Annotated in this window: 20 protein-coding genes and 1 pseudogene; 6 read left to right on the top strand and 15 right to left on the bottom strand. The window is 73.5% G+C overall.

Annotated features, from left to right (window positions below):
- Positions 1 to 61: 61 nt before the first annotated feature.
- The 3 genes from UWG_RS0118495 to UWG_RS0118485 all read right to left on the bottom strand — a co-directional run bounded on the left by UWG_RS0118495 (position 62) and on the right by UWG_RS0118485 (position 3,336).
- The gene (locus tag UWG_RS0118495; RefSeq protein WP_016908704.1) at positions 62 to 1,045 is read right to left on the bottom strand and encodes an Lrp/AsnC family transcriptional regulator; all 984 of its coding nucleotides are present in this window, start codon (positions 1,043 to 1,045) and stop codon (positions 62 to 64) included.
- A gap of 254 nt (positions 1,046 to 1,299) precedes the next feature.
- Positions 1,300 to 1,722: a VOC family protein gene (locus tag UWG_RS0118490; protein WP_016908703.1), complete on the bottom strand. Its 423-nt coding sequence runs from the start codon at positions 1,720 to 1,722 to the stop codon at positions 1,300 to 1,302.
- A gap of 516 nt (positions 1,723 to 2,238) precedes the next feature.
- Positions 2,239 to 3,336, bottom strand: a complete 1,098-nt coding sequence (locus tag UWG_RS0118485) for a winged helix DNA-binding domain-containing protein (protein WP_016908702.1) — start codon at positions 3,334 to 3,336, stop codon at positions 2,239 to 2,241.
- A 226-nt stretch (positions 3,337 to 3,562) separates the two neighbouring features.
- On the opposite strand from UWG_RS0118485, the gene UWG_RS0118480 reads away from it, so the two are divergent.
- A complete protein-coding gene (locus UWG_RS0118480) occupies positions 3,563 to 4,534 on the top strand; it encodes a helix-turn-helix transcriptional regulator (RefSeq protein WP_029391565.1) in 972 nt (323 codons plus the stop codon).
- A 103-nt stretch (positions 4,535 to 4,637) separates the two neighbouring features.
- Here the strand turns inward: UWG_RS0118480 and UWG_RS0118475 are convergent, their stop codons facing one another.
- Genes UWG_RS0118475 through UWG_RS0118435 form a run of 9 tightly spaced genes read right to left on the bottom strand, consistent with a single transcriptional unit; the run spans position 4,638 to position 13,567 of the window.
- Entirely contained in the window at positions 4,638 to 5,663 is a 1,026-nt protein-coding gene (locus UWG_RS0118475; RefSeq protein WP_016908700.1) for an ABC transporter ATP-binding protein, read from the bottom strand.
- Positions 5,660 to 6,688, bottom strand: coding sequence for an ABC transporter ATP-binding protein (locus tag UWG_RS0118470; RefSeq protein WP_016908699.1), 1,029 nt, complete (start codon positions 6,686 to 6,688; stop codon positions 5,660 to 5,662). The genes UWG_RS0118475 and UWG_RS0118470 overlap by 4 nt, the downstream gene beginning before the upstream one ends.
- Before the next feature lie 49 nt (positions 6,689 to 6,737).
- The gene (locus UWG_RS0118465; protein WP_016908698.1) at positions 6,738 to 7,604 is read right to left on the bottom strand and encodes an ABC transporter permease; all 867 of its coding nucleotides are present in this window, start codon (positions 7,602 to 7,604) and stop codon (positions 6,738 to 6,740) included.
- Complete coding sequence (locus UWG_RS0118460) at positions 7,601 to 8,527, bottom strand: ABC transporter permease (protein WP_016908697.1); 927 nt, start codon at positions 8,525 to 8,527, stop codon at positions 7,601 to 7,603. The genes UWG_RS0118465 and UWG_RS0118460 overlap by 4 nt, the downstream gene beginning before the upstream one ends.
- Positions 8,524 to 9,627: a LacI family DNA-binding transcriptional regulator gene (locus tag UWG_RS0118455; protein WP_016908696.1), complete on the bottom strand. Its 1,104-nt coding sequence runs from the start codon at positions 9,625 to 9,627 to the stop codon at positions 8,524 to 8,526. Before UWG_RS0118455 ends, UWG_RS0118460 begins: the two co-directional genes overlap by 4 nt.
- A gap of 5 nt (positions 9,628 to 9,632) precedes the next feature.
- Entirely contained in the window at positions 9,633 to 11,159 is a 1,527-nt protein-coding gene (locus UWG_RS0118450; RefSeq protein WP_016908695.1) for an ABC transporter substrate-binding protein, read from the bottom strand.
- 2 nt (positions 11,160 to 11,161) lie between these two features.
- Complete coding sequence (locus tag UWG_RS0118445) at positions 11,162 to 11,506, bottom strand: hypothetical protein (RefSeq protein ID WP_016908694.1); 345 nt, start codon at positions 11,504 to 11,506, stop codon at positions 11,162 to 11,164.
- Between the two features lie 7 nt (positions 11,507 to 11,513).
- On the bottom strand, positions 11,514 to 12,428 hold the full coding sequence (locus UWG_RS0118440) for a DUF6772 family protein (protein ID WP_016908693.1): 915 nt from the start codon (positions 12,426 to 12,428) through the stop codon (positions 11,514 to 11,516).
- On the bottom strand, positions 12,425 to 13,567 hold the full coding sequence (locus UWG_RS0118435; RefSeq protein ID WP_016908692.1) for an exonuclease/endonuclease/phosphatase family protein: 1,143 nt from the start codon (positions 13,565 to 13,567) through the stop codon (positions 12,425 to 12,427). The genes UWG_RS0118440 and UWG_RS0118435 overlap by 4 nt, the downstream gene beginning before the upstream one ends.
- Positions 13,568 to 13,990: 423 nt before the next feature.
- Here UWG_RS0118435 and UWG_RS0118425 point away from each other — a divergent pair, with 423 nt between their 5' ends.
- The 3 genes from UWG_RS0118425 to UWG_RS33405 all read left to right on the top strand — a co-directional run bounded on the left by UWG_RS0118425 (position 13,991) and on the right by UWG_RS33405 (position 17,422).
- A complete protein-coding gene (locus UWG_RS0118425; protein ID WP_016908690.1) occupies positions 13,991 to 15,451 on the top strand; it encodes an aldehyde dehydrogenase family protein in 1,461 nt (486 codons plus the stop codon).
- Between the two features lie 398 nt (positions 15,452 to 15,849).
- Complete coding sequence (locus UWG_RS0118420; protein ID WP_016908689.1) at positions 15,850 to 17,115, top strand: sensor histidine kinase; 1,266 nt, start codon at positions 15,850 to 15,852, stop codon at positions 17,113 to 17,115.
- A gap of 154 nt (positions 17,116 to 17,269) precedes the next feature.
- Complete coding sequence (locus UWG_RS33405; protein ID WP_016908688.1) at positions 17,270 to 17,422, top strand: hypothetical protein; 153 nt, start codon at positions 17,270 to 17,272, stop codon at positions 17,420 to 17,422.
- 77 nt (positions 17,423 to 17,499) lie between these two features.
- Here the strand turns inward: UWG_RS33405 and UWG_RS0118410 are convergent, their stop codons facing one another.
- Together UWG_RS0118410 and UWG_RS34265 are read right to left on the bottom strand one after the other, a co-directional pair.
- On the bottom strand, positions 17,500 to 18,531 hold the full coding sequence (locus UWG_RS0118410; protein ID WP_016908687.1) for a glutathione S-transferase family protein: 1,032 nt from the start codon (positions 18,529 to 18,531) through the stop codon (positions 17,500 to 17,502).
- 251 nt (positions 18,532 to 18,782) lie between these two features.
- Positions 18,783 to 19,326: pseudogene (locus tag UWG_RS34265) on the bottom strand (N-acetyltransferase family protein).
- A 182-nt stretch (positions 19,327 to 19,508) separates the two neighbouring features.
- Here UWG_RS34265 and UWG_RS0118395 point away from each other — a divergent pair.
- Positions 19,509 to 20,648, top strand: a complete 1,140-nt coding sequence (locus tag UWG_RS0118395; protein ID WP_016908684.1) for a serine hydrolase domain-containing protein — start codon at positions 19,509 to 19,511, stop codon at positions 20,646 to 20,648.
- 151 nt (positions 20,649 to 20,799) lie between these two features.
- Complete coding sequence (locus tag UWG_RS0118390) at positions 20,800 to 21,264, top strand: hypothetical protein (protein WP_016908683.1); 465 nt, start codon at positions 20,800 to 20,802, stop codon at positions 21,262 to 21,264.
- A 43-nt stretch (positions 21,265 to 21,307) separates the two neighbouring features.
- Here UWG_RS0118390 and UWG_RS0118385 read toward each other — a convergent pair whose 3' ends face one another.
- Positions 21,308 to 23,629: an ATP-binding cassette domain-containing protein gene (locus tag UWG_RS0118385; protein WP_016908682.1), complete on the bottom strand. Its 2,322-nt coding sequence runs from the start codon at positions 23,627 to 23,629 to the stop codon at positions 21,308 to 21,310.
- Positions 23,630 to 24,288: the final 659 nt, after the last annotated feature.

Raw genomic sequence — 24,288 nt, 5'->3', positions numbered from 1 at the left:
GGGGTGAGGGACGTACGGCCGGCCGCGGGGCAACGGGCCGGGATCGGCGGGGAGTCGGGGGTCAGGCGACGAACTGGTCCATGCGCGTCCACGCGCCTTTGAGGGTGACCAGGTGGAGGGTGACGTCCGAAGCGTTGAGCCCGGGTAGGGACCCGATCACTTCGTCGGTGTAACGGAAGAGGTCGGTGCGGCGCGGTAGCACCATGTGACCGACGAGGTTGAACCGCCCGGTGGAGGCGGCGAGGAACTTCGTTCCCGGGTGCTGCGCGAGCTGCCGTCCTGCCTTCTCCAGCCGGCCGGGGTCGATCGAGAGCCAGAGCATGAACTCCGCCTCGAACCCGAGCAGCGCCGGTTCGGCGAGGGTCCGGAAGTGCAGGATGCCGCGGCGCACCATTCGGTCGAGCGCCCGCGAGACGCTCGACTCGCTGCGGCCGAGCGTCCGCGCGACGGTGCTCACCGGCAGCCGCCCGTCGTGCGCGAGCTCGCCGACGACGGCGCTCTCCAGCTCCGTCAGCGTCCGCGGCGCCCGGTCCCAGTCGTCCCGCTCGTACGGCGGCGCCTGGGTGGGACGCAGCTCGGTCCGCGCCTCGGCGGGCAGCAGCCCGGTGTCCCACAGCGCAGCCGAGGTGAACGTGCGGATGACGGCGACGTGTTCGTTGCTGGTGATCAGGTGGGCGCCGGGCAGGTCGGTGTAGAGGAGCCGCAGCAGCTCCTCGTTGTCCCGCGCGACGAAGTCGACGATCAGGTCGGCGGTCCCCGTCACCAGGGCGAGGAAGCGCACCTCGGGGTGGCCGGCGAGGATCTCGGCGAGCTGGAGCCCTTTGCCCGGGCGGGCCTGGACGCGCACGAGCATCGACGACCCGGCCCCCGTGCGGTCCAGCTCGACGGCGCCGACGACGTGGAGCAGCCGGCGGGACCGCAGCGCGTGGAACCGGCGCTGCGCCGTGGTCTCGGTGGTCCCGGCCCAGCGCGCGATGCTCGCCCACGGCGCACGACCGTTGAGCTGGAGCGCTGCTATGAGGCGGCGGTCCAGCGCATCGATCATCTCGGCGCTCGCCCGTGGGGTCATGGCCGGAAGCTATGCGTGGCCTGATCCGACCGTCAATGCCGGAATCCTGCACGGACAACCGCTGAGGGTGATGCTTCCACCGAGTGGCACCTGCGGTGTGCGGGATCTGCCCAGCTCGTGGAAGTCCCGTAGGGGCTCGGGGCGGTGCGGATACCCGTCACCGGGGATTCCGTGCCGGCGCCCGCGTGCGAGCCCGGGCGGCGGCGGGGCTCCCCGCCGCCGCCTGCTGCTCAGCCGCTGTACTCGCTCGCGACGTCGACGACCCAGACGACCCCGAAGCGGTCGGTGAGCATGCCGTAGAGCGGGGCCCACTGCGACGGCGCCAACGGGTGCGCGACGGTCGCTCCTGCGGAGAGCTTCTCCCAGCAGCCCGTGATCTCCTCCTCGGTCTCCCCGCGGAGAGAGAGGAAGAACGCGTTCTCGCCACGGTTCCACGGCGTCCCCGCGGGGACGTCGTACGCCATCACGTGGAAGCCGTCGTCCGCGACGACCTGGCCCCATATGACGTGCTTCGCTTCGGTCGCGTCCGACGCGGTGCCGGCGTCCCCGTACGTGACGACGGCGATCTCGCCGCCGAAGACGGAGTGGTAGAACTCGAGCGCTGCGCGGGCGTCGCCCCGGAAGTTGAGGTGGGCGACGGACTTGAGGGACATGGTGGCTCCTAGCCTTCTCGTTCCCGGGCGCGGGGCTCGGGACGTGCGGCCGGCCGCGGGAGGCGGTCGGTGCGTCGTGCTTCGACGTGGGAGACGTTCGCAGGGGGCGCGGACAGGGAGTGTCCGCTTTCCGTTCGTGCGCGGGGAATCGGTCTGCGGACGGCGGATCCCCGGAGCGGGGCGACTCGGCGGGGAGTTGGCGGTTGGCAGCGCCGCTCCCGGCACGGAAGCGGAAGTCCCCGCCAGCATGGGGGACTCGACGGAGCGGGGATGGCGGCCGGGAAAGAGCGGCCGGACGCCGAGTGCCGGCCGCACCCGTGCCGGAGCTGTACAGGACGCAGGGGTGGCCCAGGCCGCCGCCGTCCGGACCGTGCCGAACGAGGGGCTTCTCCCCCGACGGCGCGGTCGCACCCCGGCAACGGACGGCAGCCGGTCGCGAGGACCGCGAAGGCGCCCTGCCCTCAGGGCAGGAGAACACCCCGCGCAGCGAAGGCAGTTGCCAAAGGCAGTTGCCCCTCACTCCGGCGCGACGATGCGCACGCGGTCGCTCTCGCCGTCGGAGAGGAAGGAAGCGAGGCTGCTCCCCTCCTCCGTCACGGCGGTGCGCTCGGCTCGGGTGAGGGGGCGGAGCGGGGTGACGGTGACGGTGTGCGCGTCGGCGGTCCAGGTGGCGGCGGTCCGGCCGTCGATCAGGGCCAGTCGGGCTCCGGTGACGGAGAGGCCGCGGTGGGCGTCGTCGATGAGGCGGGTGCGGTCGTGGTAGCCGAGGATCGCGTTGTCGAAGGCCGGGAGGAAGCGGACGGGCGCGGGGGTGTCCGGGTCGGGGCGCGGGGCGTCGGGGAGGTCGAGGAGTTCGCGGCCGCGCTCGTCGCGGAAGGAGACCAACTCGCCGCGGACGGCGGCGACCGCGGCCGGGAGTCCGGCGAGGCCGCACCAGGCGCGCAGGTCGGCGGAGGCGGCCGGGCCGAAGGCCGCGAGGTAGCGGCGGACCAGCGTCTCGCCGACCGGGTCGGCCCCCGCCGGCGCGGGCGGGTCGATCTCGCGGCCCAGCCAGGAGGCGAGCGGGATGTTGCGCACACCCGACCGCACGCGCCACTGCCCGCGCGGCGGCCGCTGCACCATGGGGACGAGCGCGGCGACGGCCGTCTCGCCCAGCGCCCTCGTGCCGGGCGCGGGCCAGCGCTCGGCGAGGGCGCGCGCGAGGGCGGCCGTCGAGCGGGGCTCACCGTCGGCGAAGAGGGCTCGGGTGGCGGAGGCGAGCTCGTCGAGGTCCACGCCGTCGAGTGCACCGCGGTGGACGCCCAACACCCGTTGGCGGAGCATGGCGTGGTGGCGTGCGCGCCAGGCGAGTGCGTCGTCCGCCGTGAGCAGGTGGACGGTGCGGCGCATCAGGTGGGTCCTGACCACGTCGCGCCCGGTGAGCAGGGTGTCGAGCGTCGTCGGGGAGAACCGGCGCAGGCGCGACCACAGCCCGGTGAACGGCTCCTGCGGCTCCTGCGCTTGGAGGCCGCAGAGGTGCGCGACGGCCTGGAGGGGCGGCATGTCGGCCCGGTCGAGGAGGAGTTGGCGGGCGAGCGTCGCGCGGTTGAGCGTTCTGGTGTCGAGGACGGTCATCGGGGCCGCCGTTGCTGCGCCGTGCGCCGGGTCGCCGGGCTCGATGAGCGGTGCGGCGCGCAGGCCTTCCGTCTCGCCGGGAGACGGACGGTGTGCCGGGCTGTCTCTCGCATGTCCACGGTGTTTCCTTCCGGACGTGTGCGACCGCAGCGGGTCGCGGGTACGGGAGGACGTTCGCAGGGGAAGCGGTCGATTCCTGTCCGCTTCCCGGGGCACCATGGGCGTCATGCCGAAGACCTCAGCGCGGCTGCTGTCGCTGCTCTCGCTGCTCCAGGTGCGCCGGGACTGGCCGGGGGCGCTCCTCGCCGAGCGGCTGGAGGTCAGCGCCCGCACCGTGCGCCGCGACGTCGACCGGCTGCGGGAGCTCGGCTATCCGGTCGTGGCGCTCAAGGGCCCCGAGGGCGGCTACCGGTTGGAGGCCGGCGCCGAGCTGCCGCCGCTGCGCTTCGACGACGAGCAGGCCGTCGCCCTCGCCGTCGCGCTCCGGCTCGCCACCGCAAGCGGCGCCGGCATCGAGGAGGCGGCGGCGCGCGCGCTCGCCACCGTCCGGCAGGTCATGCCGGCTCGTCTGCGCCACCGCGTCGACGCCCTCCGCGTCACCGCCGTCGCGGGCGAGCGGTCCGAGACGCTCGACAGCGGCGTGCTCGTCGCGCTCGGTGCCGCCGTCCACGCGTGCGAGGTACTGCGCTTCGACTACGCCCCCGTGTCCGCGGCAGCCGACGAAGCGCCGCAGCGCCGCCGCGCCGAACCCCACCACCTGGTCGTCAGGGACGGGCGCTGGTACCTCGTCGCGTGGGACCTCGACCGTGCCGGCTGGCGCACCTTCCGCGCCGACCGCATCACCCCGCGCATCCCCACGGGCCCGCGCTTCGCACCGCGCGAGCCGCCCGGCGGCGACGTGGCCGCCTTCGTCGCCGACAGGTTCCGCGGCGGTCCGGGCGGTTGGCCGTGCCTCGGCGAGGTGCTCCTCGACCTGCCGGCCGCCGCGGTGTCGGCGTACGCGCGCGACGGCGTCGTGGAGGAGCTCGGTTTCGGCCGCTGCCGTCTCGTCCTCGGTTCGTGGTCCTGGATCGGCCTCGCCGCGGAGCTGGGGAGGTTCGACGCGGCGATCGAGGTCGTCGGGCCCGCCGAACTGCGGGAGGCGTGCGCGCGGTTGGCACGCAGGTACGCGGACGCCGCGGCCGAGCCCTCCCGGTAGCGTCTTGCCCGGAGCCGCCCGCGGACGGGTGCGCCGTCGCCGGAGCCGCCGAACCACGCGGAAAAAACGCCCAGTTGGCACCCCGATACGCGAACGCCGCCCCTCAGGAGCCATTCCCGGCCGGGTACGCCGTCGTCCCCGCGCCGTCCGCGTAATGGCAGGCGACCGGATGGCCGACGCCGGGACGCGGCACGAGCGGCGGCGTCTCACGGGCGCAGTGCTCGGTGGCGAGCCGGCAGCGGGTGCGGAAGCGGCAGCCGGAGGGCGGGGTAGCGGGGGAAGGGACGTCGCCGTGGAGCGGTATCTCGCGCGAGGGGAGTCCTGGGCGGTCCCGCAGGGAGGGGACGGCGGAGAGCAGGGCCCTCGTGTACGGGTGTTGCGGGTTGCGGAAGACCTCGTCCGTCGGCCCGGACTCGACGACGGTGCCGACGTACATCACCACCACCTCGTGCGCGAGGTGCCGCACCACGTCGAGGTCGTGCGAGATGAAGAGGTAGGAGACGCCCAACTCCTCCTGGAGGTCGGCGAGAAGGTTGAGGATCTGCGCCTGCACGGAGACGTCCAGCGCCGAAACGGCCTCGTCGCAGACGATGAGGCGCGGCCCGAGCGCCAACGCCCTGGCGATGCTGACGCGTTGGCACTGGCCGCCGGAGAGCTCGTGCGGCCTGCGCTCCGCGTGCTCGGAGCCGAGGCCGACGAGCCCGAGCAGCCGGGCGGTCTCGGCGGCCTGGTCGGCGGGTGCGACCGTGCCGCGGTGGATGCGCCATCCCTCGGCGATGAGCTCGGCCACGGTCATCCGGGGGTTGAGCGCGGTGAACGGGTCCTGGAAGACCATCTGGAGCTCCCGCGCGAGCCGCCTCCGCTCCCGCCGCGAGACGGTGCCGAGATCCCGCCCCGCGAACTCGACCCGCCCGGAGAAGGGCGCCCGCAGACCGACCACGGCACGCGCGAGCGTCGTCTTGCCGCACCCCGACTCCCCCACCACGCCGACCGTCCGCGCCGCGGGAACGGCGAGGTCGACGCCGGCCACGGCCGGGACGCGGTGCCGCGCGAGGCCGACGCGGTGGACGTAGCCGGCGTGCAGGCCCTCCACCTTGAGCAGCGCACCGTCCCTTGCCTCGACGCTCACAGGTCGCTCCCTCCGTAGGGTCCGCCGGGTGCCGTCCCGGCGAGGACGCTCTCCGCGTGGTGGCACGCGGCTCTGCGCCCGTCCGCGAGGGTGCGCAGGAGGGGGCGCTCGGTGGTGCAGCGGGCGGTGGCGAAGGCGCACCGCGGATGGAAGGCGCAGCCGTCCGGTACGCGTCCCGGGTCCGGCGGGTGCCCGGCGATCGACCGCAGTCTGGGCTCGCCGGCCGCCGCTTCGGGCACCGCGTCCATGAGGCCGCGTGTGTAGGGGTGCGCCGGCGCGGCGTAGACGGTGTCGAGGTCGCCCTGCTCGACGATGCGGCCCGCGTAGACCACGGCGACCTCCTGCGCGAGCCTCGCGACGACGCCGAGGTCGTGCGAGACGAGCAGCATGGCGAGCCCGGCGGCGCGCTGCCGCTCGGCGAGGAGCCGGAGGATCTGCGCCTGGACGGTGACGTCGAGGGCCGTCGTCGGCTCGTCGGCGAGGAGCACGGCCGGCTCCAGCGCCAACGCCATGGCGACGACGGCGCGTTGGCGCATCCCGCCGGAGAACTCGTGCGGGTGGGCGTGGTAGCGGCGCTCGGGCTCCGGAATGCCGACGGTCTCCATCAGCGCGACGGCCTTCTCGCGCGCCCGCGCCCGGCTGTCGCCGAGCCGGCGCCGGAACGGCTCCGCGATCTGCCAGCCGACGGTGAACGCCGGGTTGAGCGCGGAGGCGGGGTCCTGGAAGACCATCGCGATCCTCGTCCCGCGCACCGCGCGCCACTGCCGGGGCGTGAACTCCCCCGTGTCGGCGCCCTCCACGCGCACCGAGCCCGAGGCGACCCGGGCGCCCGCGGGGAGGAGGCCCATGAAGGCGAGCGAGGTGAGGCTCTTGCCGCTCCCCGACTCGCCCACCAGGGCCAGCACCCTGCCGCGGTGGAGCGCGAGGCTGACGCCGCGGACGACGTCGGTGCCGTCCCGTCCGCTGCCGAAGGCGATGTGCAGGTCCCGCACCTCGGCGGCGGGGCTTTCGTGCGCGGTGGTCATCGGGTCTCCTCTCCGTGCGGGCTCGGACTCGGCGCCTCTCGGGGCGCGTTCACAACTGCGCCCGCGGGTCGGAGGCGTCGCGGAACGCGTCCCCGACCGCCCCCACGCAGAGCACGACGAGGGCGAGCGCGAGCGCCGGCACCGTGGAGATCCACCAGGCGGAGCCGAGGTAGTCGCGGCCGAGCGAGACGGTGGCGCCCCAGGACGCCTCGTCGACCGGGACACCGAGCCCGAGGAAGGAGAGCGACGCCTCGGCGACCATCGTCAGCCCGACCTGCACGGTCCCGGCGACGAGGAGCGGCTGCCAGCACGAGGGCAGGACGTGCCGCAGCAGTATCCGCAGGTGCCCCGCGCCGAGCAGCCGCGCGGAGTTGACGTACTCCAGCTCCCGCGCGGAGAGCGCCGACGCGCGCACCACTCTGGCGAAGATCACCCACCGGGTGACGGCGAGCGTGATCACGATGTTGGTGAGGCTCGGTCCGAGCACCCCCGCGAGGAGGATCGCCAGCAGGATGGAGGGGAAGGCGAGTTGGACGTCCCCGATCCGCGAGAGGACGGCGTCGGGCCAGCCGCCGAAGTACCCCGAGACGAGGCCGACGAGGAGCCCCGCGGCCCCGCCGAGCACCACGGTGGCGAGCCCGACGACGAGCGAGACCCGGCTGCCCGCGAGCACGTTGGCGAGCAGGTCGCGCCCGAGCTGGTCGGTGCCGAGCCAGGCGAGGGAGCCGTCCTCGGTGCGGGAGCCGGGCGGCAGGAGGCGGCTCGGCAGGTCGGTGGCGACGGCGTCGTAGGGGTGGAGGACGGGGCCGAGGAGTCCGGCGAGGACGAAGAGGGCGAGCACGCCGAGCGCGATCCACGTGCGGCGGGGCGTACGCCGCCGGGCGCGCGCGGGCGCTTCCAGGGCGGGGGCGCTCATGCGTTCTCCGGGGTGAGTCGTGGGTCGAGCGCGAAGTAGAGCGCGTCGACGAGGAGGTTGAGCACGATGTAGGTGACGGTGATCGTCACGATCGCCGCCTCGACCACGGCGTAGTCGCGGTTGGTGATCGCGTCGACCATCAGGGAGCCGATGCCGGGCCAGGAGAAGACGACCTCGACGATGACGGCGTTGGCGACGAAGTTGCCTAGGAGCAGCCCGAGCACGGTCACCACGGGCACCGCGATGTTCCGTCCGACGTGCACGTACTGGAGGACGCCTTCACCCGTCCCCTTGGCCCGCGCCGTCCGCACGTACTCCCTCCCGCCCTCCTCCAGCGCGCCGTTGCGCACCAGCCGCGCGAGCCAGCCGACGAACGGCACCGCGAGCGTGACGGCGGGGAGCACGGCCGAGGCGAGGCCCGAACCTGCCGTCGACGGAAGCCAGTTGAGCCCGCGGGCGAAGAGGAGTATGAGGACGATGCCCACCCAGAACGACGGAAGGGCCTGCCCGACGAGCGAGAGCGCCGAGACGCAGGCGTCCAGGACGCCGCCGGCCCGCCGGGCGCACGCCATGCCGAGCGGGAAGCCGACGGCGAGCGTCAGCACCAGCGCCAGCACGGCGAGGGTGAGCGTCGCGGGGTAGCGGTCGAGGGTGTTGGCCATGGCGCTGCCGCCGAGCCGCCAGGAGTCGCCGAAGTCGCCGCGGACGACCTCGCCGAGGTGCGTCACGTACTGCTGGGCGAGCGGCCGGTCGAGGCCGAAGTCGGCGCGTACGGAGGCTGTCTGGGCGGGGCTCGCGTCGGGCCCCAGGATGAGCGCGGCCGGGTCGCCCGGCACCACGCGCACGATGACGAAGACGAGGCTGATCGCGCCCCAGGCGACGATGAGGGCCTGTCCCGTCCGTCTCAGCAGGAACCTGGTCATGCGTCCTCCAGGGGTCCGGTGGACGAGCGCACGACGAGCTCGGCGGCGAGGAGCCGCTGCACCGGGCGCTCGTCGCACGTCGGAACCTCGCGCGCGTCCGGCGCCCCCGGCATCCGCGCGAGCAGCAGGTCGACGGCGGTGGTGCCGACCTCTTCCGCGGGGAGCCGCACCGTCGTGAGCGGCGGGTCGAGGTAGGCGGAGAACGGATGGTCGCCGTTGCCGACGACGGCGACGTCCCGCGGCACCGAGAGGCCCGCCTCGGCGAAAGCGCGGTAGAGGCCGAGCGCGAAGTAGTCGTTGCCGGCGAGCACCGCCGTGCCCGGCTGCACCTCGCCGGCGATCCGCCTGCCGAGGCGGTACGCGTCCGAGGGGTCCCACGGGAGGGAGCTGGAGGCGCGGCGCCGCGTCGGGACGCGCAGCACGGTGTGGTCGTCGACGGCGTGCGGGTGGCGGCGCAGGGTGTCGTGGAAGCCGCGGACCCGCTCGGCGACCGGGGAGATCTCCAAGTCCTCCTCGATGAGCAGGAGTCGGCGCGCGCCCCCTTCGAGTACGAGGGCGGTGGCACGGCGTGCGCTCTCGAAGTAGTCGACGCCGACGAGGTCGGACTCCAGCTCCGCGAGATCGCGGTTGAGCAGCACCACGTCGGTGCCCGCGTCCTTGAGCCGGGCCCAGTGCTCGGCGCCGTCCTGCACCGGCACCGCCAGCACCCCGTCGACGCCCCACCGCAGCAGCTCGTCGGCGGCCCGGCGTTCGTTCTCGATGCTGTCCTCGGTGACCATCAGCATCAGCGAGTACCCGTACCTGCGGCCCCGCTCCTCGATGGCGCCGATCAGCCTCGCGTAGAAGGGGTTGGAGGGGTTGGTGATCACCAGGCCGATCGTCATCGCGTTCCGCAGGACCAGGGAGCGCGCCATGGAGTTGGGGACGTAGCCGAGCCGCTCGGCTTCGGCCTCGACGCGTTCCCTGGTGGCGGCCGAGACCGCGTCCTTGCCGGCGAGGGCGCGCGAGACGGTGTTCACGGAGAGGTCGAGGGAGACCGCGATGTCGCGGAGCGTGGGGCGGCGGCGCTGCGGTGCGCGGTCGGCGCCGGCTTCGGGCATTCCGCTCACCGCCTTGCCACGTCGGCGAGTTCGGGCTGGTTGTTGGCGGCGGGGGTGAAGCCCGTGAGGCCGCGCCGGAGTCCGTAGGCGGTGACGAGCGTGGCGGGGAAGATGCCGACCGCGTCGTCCCAGAGGGTCTTGCAGGCGTCCCCGTAGAGGCGGGAGCGCTCGTCCTCGTCGGCGGCGCGGTCGGCCTTCGCGAGGACGGCGTCGAGCGCCGGGTTGGCGTAGCCGAGGCGGTTGGCCTTGGAGGTGTAGAGGCGTCCGACGGAGAAGCCGGCGTCCCCCGTGGTGACGGTGTTGGTCTGGAGGTTCATGTCCCAGTCGAGGGTGTTGAGGCGCTCCAGCCACTGGGCCTTCTCGATGCTCTGCGGTTCGACCTCGACGCCGACCTCGCTCCACGCCGAGATCATCGCCTGCGCCAGCTCGCGCGCGAGGGGCCCCGTCGCGTCGAACCACATCAGCGAGGTGCGGAAGCCGCGCGGGAAGCCGGCGTCCCGCAGGGCGCGCCGCGCGGCCGCCGGGTCGTACGCGTACGGCTGCTGCGCGCGGTGCCCGAGGACGGTCGAGGGGATCGGCGCCGTCATCCGCTCGGCGCCGGCGCCGAAGAGCTCGCGGACGAGACCCGCGACGTCGACGGCCTGCCACATCGCGCGGCGCACGGCGGGGTCGCCGAACGGTTTCCGGGAGCAGTTGAACCAGCTGAAGTAGTACGTCCAGCTCGGGACCGTCTCGACGCGGACGCCTCCGGCGCCCTCCACCTCGGCGAGCTGGTCGGGCGGGATCGGCCAGAGCAGGTCGAGGTCGCCGTTGCGGAGGGCGGTGATCGCGCTCGACGTCTCGGCCACGAACGGCAGCGAGACGGCGGGGAGTCGGGCCCTGCCGCCCCAGTAGGAGTCGTTCCGCTCCAACTCGACGGTGGTGGAGGGCGTGAACCCGGCGACCCGGAAAGGCCCCGAACCCACCGGGCTCCGGGACTGCGCCGGGTCCGCCGCCAACCGCGCCGGGACGATGAAGAGAAGCGTCAGGTTGACGGGGAGCGCGCCGAGCGGCACCGACGTGGTGAAGGTGACCGTGTGCGCGTCGTCGGCGGTCGCCGAGACGACCGGCTCCCACAGCGGGGTCTGCGCCGACTCGACGGACTTGGTCCGCTTCAGGCAGGCGACGACGTCGCGCGCCGTGAGCCGGCTGCCGTCGTGGAATCTCACGCCGGGCCGCAGGTGGAAGACCCAGGTGGTCGGCGAGGTCCGCTCCCAGGAGCGGGCGAGCCCGGGCGCGAGCTTTTCGCCCTCCCTGCGGACGAGGGTGTCGAAGACGAGCCGCTTGACGATGAGCGTCGCCTCGTCGACCGCCGTGTTCGCCTTGTACGGGTCGAGGTCGGTGACCGGCTGGCCGAAGGCCGCGCGCAGGGCGCCCTCGGGGGCCGCGCCGCTCCCCGTGCCGCACGCGCCGAGCAGCACGCCGGAGGCGCCGAGGCCGGCGAGCGCGAGGAACTCCCGGCGCGCCAGGGCCGATACGGGACGCGTGCGCACCGCTAGCTCTTCAGCGCCAGGTAGATGTGGACCGTCGTCTCCGCGGAGCGCGTGCCGCCCGGCTCCAGGGTGCCGGCGAGCCGCAGCCAGCCGCCGAAGCGCACGGAGGTCCAACTGACGAGTGCGGCGTCGACGGGGCGCGGCTCGTCCAGGTCGCACCAGTGGAGGCCGTCGGGTGAGACCTGGGCGTGCACCAGGAGGCGTGCGCCGTCGGGCGGCGGGGCGAGGGTGCGGACGAACCACCGCGCTTCGGCCGCCCAGGCGGCCTCGTACGGCTCGGTGGCGAAAGAGCCCGTGAGGGTGGCGCCGCGCTCCAGCACGGCGGTCAACGACTGACGCATGGACATCCGGCGCCTACCAATCCACCGAGACGAGTACGGAGTCGAGGTACAGGAAGTTCCGCACGTCGGTGTGGGTGCGGACGGAGACGTAGAAGTTGAGGAGGTTGCGCAGCGAGCCGTACTCCTCCGCGTAGGCGGGGACGGGGACACCGCGCATGTCGTGGACGGTGTCGTTGAGTTGGAGCTCGACGTTGGTGCGGGTGCGGGTGTCGATGAGCCACCGCAGGTAGTGCCAGTTGACCTTGGTCGGAACCTCGTTGTAGCAGAGCTCCTGGGCGTCGCCGAAGGCGTGCCAGTCGTCCGGGTCCGGCGCGGTGAAGTCGGCGGTGGGCGGCAGCTTCAGCTTCCCCTCGAAGTGCTCGCGCGGCGTCGGCTCGGGGACGGCCGGATAGACCCACTGGCGGCGCGGCCTGTTCGCCAGGTCGGTGTTGAGGTAGCGCGCGACGCAGTGGTAGCGGACTCCGTCGCAGATGTCGGTCGCCACGGTGAAGGCGCCGAACTGGTTCTCCGACGGATGGAAGTTGGCGTCCCACTTCCCCGAACCCGCCGCGTACGCCGCCCTGTTCTCCGCCGAGGCGGCCTCCGACTTGTACGTCAGGTACGTCTCGAACTGCACGAGGCCGCGGCCGGCCATGGTGAGGCGGCGGATGGCGACGCCGGTGTGTCCGGTGAGCGGGCGGGTGGCGACCTTGAGCGCGTAGGTACCGGAGAGGGCACCGTGCGTGCCCACGTCGAAGAAGTTGCACGAACTGAGCTGCGGCGGGCGGAAGTCGCGCATGTGGTCGTCGACGGTGCCGAGGTCGCCGTGCTCGTCGTGGTTGCCGATCAGCTCGACCCAGCCGTGCGCGCCGGTATCGAAGTCGTCGTGGACGAGGACGCGCGGCAGCGGGTTGAAGCGGGCGAGGGCGGGGTCTTCGGTGCGGGTCATCGCTTCACCACCGGGAGACGGACGGTCGTGTGGACGAGGTTGTGGTCCGAGCGCAGGAGGATGCGGGGCGGTCCAGCGGGGGCGAGGGTCTGCGGCACCAGCGTCCAGTTGCGGACCTCGGTGCCGCCGGCGACGAAGACGTAGTCGAGCTTCCCCTCCCGGCGCGGCAGCGGGATCTCGCCGCCGTTGAACGAGGCGAACCCCTGCCCGATGCTGCGTCCGGCCACGGCGAGGCTGTCGACGTAGCCGGCCTCGCCGAACGCCGCGTACGCGCTCGCCTTCGGGTCGCGGCCCTCGGAGTTCATGTCGCCTGCGAAGACGATCGGCAGGTCCCGGGTGGCGGGGTTGTGGCGGGTGAGGTGGGCGATGGTCCGCTTGGCGTCGACGTAGCGGACCTTGTCCCAGTTCTTCGTCCAGCCGTTGGGGTCGGTCGCGCCGTTCTTGCGGTACTCCAGGTGCATGTCGACGACGACGAACCGCGCGCCCGTGCGGCGTTCGCGGAGGGTGTTCCACGTCATCGTCTTGCCGTAGATCTCGGTGGAGTCGGGGAGCCAGAGGAGGTCGTGCGGGAGCGGCCTGCCCCTGCGGTCGAGGTGGCTGAAGCGGGACGCGTCGTAGTAGGTGAAGCGCCCGGCACCGGACTTGAGCGGGTAGCCCTTCCACGGGTGGCGGGTGCCCGCGTAGTCCGCCGGGGCCTCCGCGTAGCCGAGGCGGTGCAGGGCGCGGGTGAGCGGGGCGCGGAACGACTCGACGTCGACGCCGGGTTGCGTCGGCGTCGCGTTGTTGCCGATCTCCTGGGTGGCGACGACGCCGGCGCGGGTCCGCGCGATGTCGTGTGCGACCTTCGCGGCGCGGCCGCCGGCCCAGGGCTGCAGCTTCGTCGCGCAGTCGCGGCCGATCACGGCCTCGCACTCGGCCTTCGTCGGGAGGCAGCCGTGCCCGCAGGTGTTGTAGGTGGCCACGCGCACCTCGAAGGCGCGGGGGCGGTTCTTGCCCTGCGGCTGTCCCTGCGGCTGCGCTGCCTGCGCGGCGGCCGGGACGGCCGGGGCGAGGAGCAGGGCCGCGGTCGACGCGGTGCCGAGGAGGACGAGTCGGCGGAGGAGGGGGCGGGGTCTGCGCGCGGATCTGAGGTACGGCATGCGGCGGAACCCTTCGTCGGCAGCGGAGCGGCGGATGGCGGCTCGGAGGGACTGCTGGGGTCTTGCGCGGCAGGACGTGAACGTTCACGTGAACGCTTCGGGCATCGTGGCGCCGCTGCCAATTGCCGTCAAGACAGGTGTCGTTGGTCATTTCCGGCCATTCCGGCGGGCTGTACCGCACGCGGTCGGAGCGACGTGAAAGGGGCGGTCAGGCGGCGGCGTCCAGGTCCGCCCCGAGGACGGGGCGCCCGGGGCCGCATCCCTCCGGAACGCACAGCCCGGAGAGTTCGCAGGTAGTGACGGGGAAACCCGGGGCGTGGTACTTCCGTTGCGAGACACGCACGTGGCCGAAAGAGCGCGCCCGGTTCTCGCCCGGCCCTCCGCGGTACAGGTGCACCCTGCTCCTACGCCTCAGGAGGCGCCATGTCCCCTCTGTTGACACCGCGTTCGCTCGACGGAGCCGTCAGCTCCGGCGGCTGGATCGCACCGGACGGCGAGGTCGTCGACAGCGTGGAGCCCGCCACGGGCGAGGTGCTCGCGCGCGTCGGACTCTCCGGGCCCGACGGGGTGCGCCGCGCCGCCGCGCAGGCGGCCGAGGCGCAGCGCGCGTGGGCGGCCTCGGGCCACACCGCGCGGATGGAGGTGCTGCGGCGGGCCGCGGACCTGCTCGGGGAGCACCGCGAGGAGTTCCTCGAGTGGGTGGTGCGGGAGAGCGGCTCGGTCCGCGGCAAGGCGGAGTACGAAGTCGGCGCCGTCCGCGACGAGTTGCTCGCGGCGGCGGCGCTCGCCGGCGAACCGCGCGGCAGCGTGCTGCCGGACACGCCGGGGCGCAGCAGCGTCGCCGTGCAGATGCCGGTGGGGGTCGTCGGCGTGATCAGCCCGTGGAACGTGCCGATGGTGCTCTCGCAGCGTGCCGTGGCGCCCGCACTGGCACTGGGGAACGCCGTCGTACTGAAGCCCGACCCCAGGACGGCGGTCTCCGGCGGGCAGTTGTACGCGCGGCTCTTCGAGGAGGCGGGGCTTCCCGAGGGGGTGCTGCACGTGGTCCCGGGCGGCGCCGAGGCGGGTGCGGCGCTCGTCGAGGCGCCCGAGGTCGGCGTGATCGCGTTCACCGGGTCGACGGCGGTGGGCCGGGCGATCGGCGAGCGGGCCGGAAGAGCGCTGAAGCGGACCTCGCTGGAGCTCGGCGGCAACAACCCGCTGGTGGTTCTGGAGGACGCGGACGTGGAGGCAGCCGCGTGGCTCGGTGCGTCGAGCTCCTTCTTCCACCAGGGGCAGGTCTGCATGGCGGCCGGCCGCCACATCGTCGTCGAGGAGCTCGCCGACGCGTACGTGGCGCGGCTCTCCGAGATCGCCGAGGAGCTGCGGGTGGGCGACCCGTGGCGGGAGGAGGTGGAGCTCGGCCCCGTGATCGACGAGGGCCAACTCGCGCGCGTCTGCCGCCTCGTGGAGGAGACGGCGGCGGGCGGCGCCCGAGTGCGCGCGGGGGGCGTGCACCGCGGGCTCTTCCTCCGGCCCACGGTGCTCGACCGGGTGGGGCAGGAGTCGCCGCTCTTCCGCGAGGAGACCTTCGGGCCCGTCGCGCCCGTGGTGCGGGTCGCCGACGAGGAGGAGGCCGTGGCCGTCGCCAACGACTCCGAGTACGGGCTCGTCGCCTCCGTCGTCACGGGCGACCCGCGGCGCGGGGAGGCGCTCGGCGCCCGGCTGCGCACGGGCATGGTGCACGTCAACGACCGCACGATCGACGACGATCCGTACGTCCCGTTCGGCGGCGTCGGCGCCTCGGGGAACGGCAGCAGGCACGGAGTCCTCACCAACCGCGACGAGTTCACCGAGTGGCGCTGGACCACCGTGCGGGACCGGGCCGTGCCCACCCGCCTGTGACGGCGCCGGGTGTACCCGGCACCACCCCCGACCGGGCGCGTACGCCCCGTGCGGGCGGGTCTTCGTGCTCGTAACGTCGAGCGCAGCGGCGTACGGGTGGCGCCGGCTCCGGAAAGGCCGCCCGTTACGACGGCCGCGTGGCGAGCGGGGGACGGTTTCCCTCCGGAGGCCGCCGCCCGCTCGCGGCTCGATGGCGGAAGCCCGACGCCCCCCGGCCGAGCGCACGTTGGGGCGCCGGGCGTCGGGTCTGGGATACTCGCGGCGCCGCGTCGTACGTCGCGCGGTGCGCCCTGCCGCAGGGCGCACCGCGCACGGTGGCGGCCGCGGCCGGCGCCGGCAGACTCTCTGCGGCAGGGACGTGGCAGGCGAGCGGAGGGACGGGGATGCGGCTTCGCCGAATGCTGCTGGCCGGGGTGCGGGGGCTGACGCTCGCCGTCGTCTCGCTCTGCTGCTCCGTGGCGCTCTTCGTCCTCTGCACGCTCTCGCTCACGTCCACCGTGCTCGGCGTCGGCGTCGTCACCACACCGCCGCTCTTCGGCCTCGTGGGCAGGTTCGCCGACTGGCGCCGCCGTCTCGCCGCCGAGTGGGCCGGGGTGCGCATCGACCCCGTACGCGCGTCCCCTCCGGAGCCCGCGCCCACCGGACTCCTCGCCGGCGTCCGCGTGTTCGGGCGCCTGCTGCGGAACCCGGCGACCTGGCGGCAGTTCGGTTGGCTCGCCACCGACATGACGGCCGGTTTCGTCTCGGCGCTGCTCGCCGCGGGGCTCGTCTTCTATCCGCTGGAGGGGTACGCGCTCGCGGCCGGCCTGTGGCGGGTGTTCACCGACGGCAGCAGCGTCGGTTACTGGTACGGCTTCGTCCCCGTCCAGGGGCAGGCGACGGCGCTCCTCGCGGGCCTGCTGGCGGCGGCGCTCAGCGCGGTGGCGCTCTTCGCCGCGCCACTCCTGCTGACGCTGCACTTCCGGCTCACCAAAGCGGTGCTCGGCCCGAGCGAGGAGGACCTCCACCGCCGCGTCGACCACCTCACCCGCACCCGCCACGAGGCGGTCGACTTCTCGGCCGCCGAGCTCCGCCGCATCGAACGCGACCTCCACGACGGCGCGCAGGCGCGGCTCGTCGCGATGGGGATGAGCCTCGGTGCTGTCGAGGCACTGATCGAGAAGGACCCCACGAGGGCCAAGGAGCTGGTGGTGAAGGCGCGTTCGGAGTCGGCCGACGCGCTGGGCGAGCTGCGGGACCTGGTGCGCGGCATCCATCCGCCAGTCCTTGCCGAGCGCGGCCTGGGGCCGGCGCTCGAAGCCTTGGCGCTGCGCACCGCGGTGCCGGTCGAGGTCGATCTGCCGCTGCCGGGGCGGGCGGCGGGAGCGATCGAGTCGGCCGCGTACTTCGCGGTGAGCGAGGTCCTCACCAACGCGGCGAAGCACGCGGAGGCGCGGCGGGTCTGGCTCGACGCCGGGTACCGGGACGGGATGCTCCACTTCACCGTCACCGACGACGGACGCGGCGGCGCGGACGCCGAGGGCTCGGGTCTGCGCGGCGTGGCCCGCCGCCTCGGCGCGTTCGACGGCGTCCTCGCCGTCCACAGCCCGGAGGGCGGACCCACCATGGTGACGATGGAGATTCCCTGCGTCCTCGACGAGGGGCACGGCGCAACGGCGCACTGAGCGGGGCCCGTTGAACGTCGCGCGTGGACGACGGGCCGGCGGGGGACCGCCGCACGCTCCCGCCCGCCGCCCGGCGACCCTCCAGCCGACCGCGTCGAACCCGCGGCGCACTCCGCCTTGTCGGGGCCCGCTCCGCTCCCGCTAGCCTGTGCCGATGAGCGACGACGGTTCCGACGGCGGGCCCTCCGGCAGCCCGCCGAGGCACAGCGCGGGATCGCTCCGTTGGGGCACACTGCGCCGGGCGATGCGCTGGGAGACGTTCGCCCTCCTGCTGGCGCTTGTGGTCCTGGCCGCGCTCTTCTCCTGAGCCGAGGCAGCCCGAACCCGCGGCGGACACCGGGTGCGGCCACCGCCCGGCATCCGCGCGCGTCGGCGATGCGGGGCTCAGGGGCGGTGCCCGCCCGGCACTTCCTCCCCCGCCGGCACGGGCCCCGGCGGCGTCCCGTCGCCGAACGGCCGGCCGCCGAGGGACTCGCGGCCGTGCGGCGCCAGCCAGCCGGAGAGGTCGGGTCCCGCCGGCACGATCCGGGTCGGGTTGATGCCGGTGTGCACCTCGTAGTAATGGCGCTTGATGTGGTCGAAGTCGACGGTGTCGCCGATGCCGGGGGTCTGGTAGAGGTCGCGGACGTACGCCCAGAGGACGGGGTCCTCGGTGAGCTTGTTGCGGTTGCACTTGAAGTGGCCGTGGTAGACGGCGTCGAAGCGGACGAGCGTGGTGAAGAGGCGGATGTCCGCCTCCGTGAGGGTGTCGCCGACGAGGTAGCGCTGGTCCCGCAGCCGGGACGAGAGGGCGTCGAGGCGGCGGAAGACGTCCTCGTACGCCTGCTCGTAGTCGTACTGGGTGGTGGCGAAACCGGCGCGGTAGACACCGTTGTTGACGTCGCGGAAGACGCCTTCCATCACCTCGTCGAGCTCCTCGCGGAGCGGCTCGGGGTACAGGTCGGGGGCGCCCTCGCGGTGGAGCGCCGTCCACTCGGTGGCGAAGTCGAGGGTCATCTGCTGGAAGTCGTTGGTGACGAGCTGCCCGCTGGGGACGTCGACGATCGCGGGCACGCTGACGCCGCCCGGGTACTCCGACTCCCGCTTGTCGTACGCCTCGTGGAGGAAGCGGATGCCGAGGACCGGGTCCCGGCCGTCGGGGTCGAGGGTGAAGCGCCAACTGCGGTCGTCCTGGAGCGGGTCGACGACGGCGAGCGAGAGGGCGTCCTCCAGCCCGAGCAGCCGCCGGGAGGCGAGGGCCCGGCTCGCCCACGGGCACGCACGGCTGACGACGAGCCGGTAGCGCCCGGCCTCCACCGGCCAGCCGTCGCGGCCGTCGGCGGTGATGCGGTCGGCGAAGTGGCTCTTCGACCGTTTGAACGGTCTCCTGCCGTACTCCGTGTTGCCCTCCGGCTGGTCCTGCGGGGTGCCGCTCATGGGTGCCGTTCCCTTCTGTCGGGTTTGCCCGGAGCCCTACCCGCGCGGCCCGCGCCGCCACACCCGGCCGCGGCCGAGCGGGCGGCGCGGGCACCGCCGGTGCCGCGGACCGAGGGGCCGGCCGCTCACGGGCTCCTTCGCCAACTCGCCCTGATGCACGCTCACTTGCCCGTGAGCGTACCCGGCCGGGCAGCCTTCCCGCCGTCGTGCCGACGGGCGCCCGCCTCCCCGGACCGCCGGCGGCAGGGAGCTCACAGCGGACTCAGCACCATGAGCACGTCGTCCCTGTCGTCCCCGGGCGAGAGCCGCAGTGCGCCGGGCCACCGCCCCACTTCCCGCCAGCCGAGGCGCTCGTAGAACCCCCTCGAGGCCGGCACCGCCGCGCGCCGTCAAGTGAAGCTGTTCCAGGCCCCATTCCTCGCGCGCCAGCCGCCGCGCCTCCGCCATGAGCGCGGCACCGACTCCCCGCCCGCGGAACGCGGGGTGCGTCTGGACGTGGTGGACGGTCCCCCAGTGCGCCACGAGCGGCTCCGACTGCCTTCGCACCGCGAGCCAGCCCGCGAGGCGTGCGCCCACCCGCGCGGTGACCAGCCGGCACCTCCCCGTGCCCACCTCACCGCACAGCTTCTCGGCGAACGGCCGCACCTAGGCCTCGCCCACCGGCGGGAAGGGAAACCCGACGGCTCCCCCGGCGTTCGTCACCGCCACCCAGCACGCCACCAGCTCCCCGGCAGCACCGGGCCCGACCACCTCCGTACTCGCCGTCCGCACCGACTGCGGGATCGCCTCCGTCATGTGAAGACCCTCGCACGCGCCTCTGACAACCTCTTGTGCTCCGACCGCGGTGCACCCGCGGCCTCGACTCCTCCCGGGCACCGGGTAATTGAGTCGAGGCGCCCCGCTCTTCGCTGTAGCGTGCGCCGCCCGGCAGCGGAGCCCGGACACGGAATCGCCCGAAAAACGGAAGGAAACCCGCCATGGAGCAGCACGGATGGGCGGACGAGGGCTTCGGAGCCGTCGCCGACGCGTTCGCACGGAACTTCGCCGACTTCCCCGAACTCGGCGCGGCGACCGCCGTCTACGTCGGCGGACGCAGAGTCGCGGACCTGTGGGGCGGAGTCGCCGACGAGGCGACGGGGCGCGCGTGGAGGCAGGACACCCCCGTACCCGTCTTCTCCTGCGCCAAAGGCGCGGTGAGCGTGTGCGCCCACCTCCTCGCCCAGGAGGGGCGCCTCGACCTGGACGCGCCCGTCGCCCGGTACTGGCCCGAGTTCGCCCGGCACGGCAAGGAGGCCGTCACCTGCCGCACGGTCCTCGGCCACCGGGCCGGACTCCCCGCTCTCGACGCGGTGCTCACCTTCGAGGAGATCGCCGCCTGGTCGCCGGTGGTCCGCGCCCTCGAGGAGCAGAAGCCGCTCTGGGAGCCGGGCACGGCGCACGAGTACCACGGTCACGTCTTCGGCTTCGTGATCGGCGAAGTCGTCCGCCGCGTCACGGGGTCGACCCCGGGCGCGTACTTCCGGCGTGCCGTGGGCGAGCCGTTCGGACTCCGGGCCTGGATCGGCCTGCCCGCCGAGGAGCAGGAGGCCCGGGCCCTGCTCGCCGAGGCCGAGGGCCGCCCGGCGGGGCCAGGACCGGAGCACCTGCTCACCCGTATCGTGACGATGAACGGCGCCCTCGCCTTCCCCGGCCTGCACGAACCGCACGGCTGGAACGACCCGGAGCTGCTCGGCACGGAGCTGCCGGGGGCGGGCGCCACGGCGTCGGCCGACGGCCTCGCCGGGCTCTACGCGGCAGCGGCGACCGGCATCGGTGACCGGCAACGCCTGCTCACTCCGGCGACGTTGACGGACGCGACAGGCGAGGTCTCCTCGGGTGAAGGGTGGTTGGGCTTCGACGCCGGGGCACGCTGGGGCTCCGGGTTCCTGCTCGACTCCTCGTTCCGGCCGCTGCTGGGGCCGCGCAGTTTCGGCAACGACGGCGCCGGCGGGCAACTCGGGTTCGGTGACGACGAGTTCGGCGTCGGCTTCGCCTACGTCGCCAACCGTATGGTCGGACACGGTGACGCACGCGCCAACCGCCTCGTGGCGGCGGTGCGCTCCTGCCTCGGCGGGTGACGGCGCGGTCGTACGAGGGAGCGGAGGATGCTCCTCCGTCCATCCCCCGCAGGCGTGATCGCGAGCACCTCGTCAACGCGGAAGGAATCCGATCGGGTAGTGAACGGCGGTAACCGTGGCCGTGAGCCCCGAGTTCGCTCAGGATGGCCACATGTACCTGGGGATCACGGGGCAAGACGGCCTCCCCGAACAGACGGAACTGCTGGTGCGCGAGGCGCTGTTGACGGAGGTGGAGCGGTTCGACGCGGAGGAGCTGGTCGGCGTCTCCTGCCTCGCCGAGGGACCGGAGGCGTGGTTCGCCGAGGCCGTCGTGGCGCACGGCGCCGAACTGGAAACGGTCGAGCCGGCGAAGCTCTTCCGGCAGGGCCTCTCCGACGTCCACCGCACCACCTACGACCGCCTCGTGGCCCGCGCAAGGGCCGTGCACCGCACCGGCATGACGGTCGACGACGACCACGCGAGGTCAGCAGCGAGCGGCGCCGTGCTCGGCCTCGCCGACCACCTCCTCGCCGTCTGGGACGGCACCCCCGGCACCACAGCCGACGTCGTCGACTTCGCCCGCACCTACGACGTCCCGGTCTCGATCGTCTGGCCCCAGGGAGCGCACCGGGTGTGAACCGGCGGCCGTACCGCCCGCGCGAGGCGGCACGGCCGCCGGTTCACGCCGGTCGGCCGCCTGCGTACTCGCGCAGGTGCCGCGCGGTGGGCGAGTCGCCGTGCGCGACGAGCTCCGCGGGCGGCCCGGTGAAGAGGACGCGCCCGCCGTCGTGGCCACCGCCCGGGCCGAGGTCGATGAGGTGGTCGGCGTGGGCCATCACCGCCTGGTGGTGCTCGATGACGAGCACCGAGTGCCCGTCGTCCACCAGCCGGTCGAGGAGGGCGAGGAGCTGCTCCACGTCGGCGAGGTGGAGCCCGGTGGTCGGCTCGTCGAGCACGTACGTCGCGGACTTCTCCGCCATCGAGACGGCGAGCTTGAGACGCTGCCGCTCCCCGCCCGAAAGGGTGTTGAGCGGCTGGCCGAGCCGGAGGTAGGAGAGGCCGACGTCGTCGAGGCGCCGTAGCAGGGTGCGGGGTTGGCCCGAGGTGAAGAACGCGCCCGCCTCGCCGACCGACATCTCCAGCACCTCCGAGATGTCGCGCCCGCGCAGGGTGTAGGTGAGGACCTCGGGTGTGAACCTGCGCCCCTCGCACTCCTCGCAGACGGTGGCGACCCCTGCCATCATCGCCAGGTCGGTGTAGACGAGGCCGAGCCCGTTGCAGTTGCCGCAGGCGCCCTCGGAGTTGGCGCTGAAGAGCGACGCCGGCACCCCGTTGGCCTTGGCGAAGGCGGTGCGTATCGGGGCGAGGAGCCCGGTGTAGGTGGCCGGGTTGCTCCTCCTGGAGCCCCTGATCGGCGACTGGTCCGCGACGACCACGCCCTCGCGCCCGGCCACCGAGCCGTGGATCAACGACGACTTCCCCGAACCCGCGACGCCGGTGACGACGGTGAGGACGCCGAGCGGCACGTCCACGTCGACGTCCTTGAGGTTGTGCAACCGTGCCCCGCGGATCTCCAACTGCCCCGTCGGCCGCCGGACATCGGTGCGGAGCCGCGCCCGGTAGCCGAGGTGCCTCCCCGTGAGCGTCTCGGAGGCGCGGAGCCCCTCGACGTCGCCCGCGTAGCAGAGACGGCCGCCGTCGGTGCCGGCGCCGGGGCCGAGGTCGACGACGTGGTCAGCGGCGGCGATCACCTCCGGCTTGTGCTCCACGACGAGGACGGTGTTGCCCTTGTCCCTGAGCCTCCGCAGGAGTTCGATCATGCGCGCGATGTCGTGCGGGTGGAGCCCCGCGGTCGGCTCGTCGAAGACGTAGGTGACGTCCGTGAGGCTCGACCCGAGGTGGCGCACCATCTTCACCCGCTGGGCCTCGCCCCCGGAGAGCGTCCCTGCCGGGCGGTCGAGGCTGAGGTAGCCGAGGCCGATCTCGACGAGCGACTCCAGGGTGCCGCGGAGGTTGGCGAGGAGGGGCGCGACGGAGGGGTCCTCGAGGTCGCGGAGGAAGTCGGCGAGGTCGGTGAGCTGCATGCCGGAGCACTCGGCGATGGTCCGCCCGGCGACCGTGGCGGTGCGGGCCGCCTCGCTCAGCCGGCTGCCGCCGCACTCCGGGCAGGCGGTGTAGACGACGGCCCGGTCGACGAAGGCGCGCAACTGCGGCTGCATCTTCTCGCGGTCCTTGGCGAGGTGGACGCGGCGGACCTTGACGAGGAGCCCCTCGTAGCTGACGTTCGAGGGAGAGCCCGGCGCATCGACCTTGATCTTGGTGAGCGGCTTGTGGACGAGGTCGTACCACTCCTGCTCGCTGTACTCCTTGAGCTTCCTGTCCGGGTCGTAGAGCCCCGAGTGGGCGAGGACCTGCCAGTACCAGGAGCCGACCTGGAAGCCGGGCGCCTTCACCGCCCCTTCGTTGAGGGACAGCTCGACGTCGAGCAGTTCGACGAGGTCGACGTCGGAGATCTCGCCCATCCCCTCGCAGCGTGCGCACATGCCTTCCGCGGCATTGAAGCTGAAGGCGCTCGAGGTGCCGACGTACGGGGTGGAGAGGCGGCTGAAGACGATCCGCAGCATCGTGTAGGCGTCGGTGAAGGTGCCCACGGTGGAGCGGGAGTTGGCGCCCATGCGCTCCTGGTCGACGATGATCGCGGCGCTCAGGTTGTTGAGGACGTCGACGTCGGGGCGTCCGGTGCTCGGCATGAACGACCGGAGGAAGGCCGTGTAGGTCTCGTTGATGAGGCGGCGGGACTCGGCGGCGATGGTGCCGAAGACGAGCGAGGACTTCCCGGAGCCCGAGACACCGGTGAAGACGGTGAGCCGGCGCTTGGGTATGTCGAGGGAGATCCCGGCGAGGTTGTTCTCCCGTGCGCCGCGTACCTCGATGACGCTGTGGCTGTCGGCCTGCGTGGCCTCCGGAGTCGGGAAGGGTGTGTTCTCGGGCTCGGACGGCATGGTGCGTTCCCTCTGCTCGTGTCTGGAGACGGCTCGAACGACGGCGTGCGGGGCGGGGGTTGCCCACCGCGCGCGGCTCGTGGGCCCGGCGCCCCGCGGACGCGGTGCGGGCGCAGGGACGGCGTGGGGGCGGGCGGAGCGGTCGAGCTTACGGCACGAAGACGGCGGCGCAACGGGATTTCCGGGGAGCCTCCGACGCGCCCGGTCGAGGGCTGGACCGCCCCAAGAAGCGGGCGGGCGGGGGCGATTCGCGCCGGGTGCGGGGCGCACCATGACACCTCATGCCCGGTTTGAACCTTAGGCGCATTTAGGGCGGTTGGGGCGATGTGACGCTTCTCTCCGCTCTCCCCCGGCCGCAAGCGACCTCCGAACGCCCCAACAACCGGCGTTACCTGCACAGATGTGGTCGTGCGATGTCAAGTAAGCGCAATGATCACGGATGAGCGTTTTTGGTGCATCCCGAACGGTGTGCTTAGTGTCGCTGCCGCTCGACCGGTTCGCCGCAATCCCCGCGGCGGACAGTCTCGATGGTTAAGGAAGAAAGACATGCAGCTCCACGGCAAGGGCCGCCACCGGCGCTCCACCAAGGCAGTCCGCGTCGCCGCAGTGGCCGGGGTCGCGGGTGCCGCCCTCGCTCTTCCGCTCGTCACCTCGACCGG

This window comes from Streptomyces xiaopingdaonensis (genome assembly GCF_000262345.1).
In the GTDB taxonomy this organism is placed as follows: domain Bacteria; phylum Actinomycetota; class Actinomycetes; order Streptomycetales; family Streptomycetaceae; genus Streptomyces; species Streptomyces xiaopingdaonensis.
The sequence above is the reverse complement of the archived record's forward strand: the minus strand, read 5'-3'. Positions and strand labels throughout refer to the sequence as shown.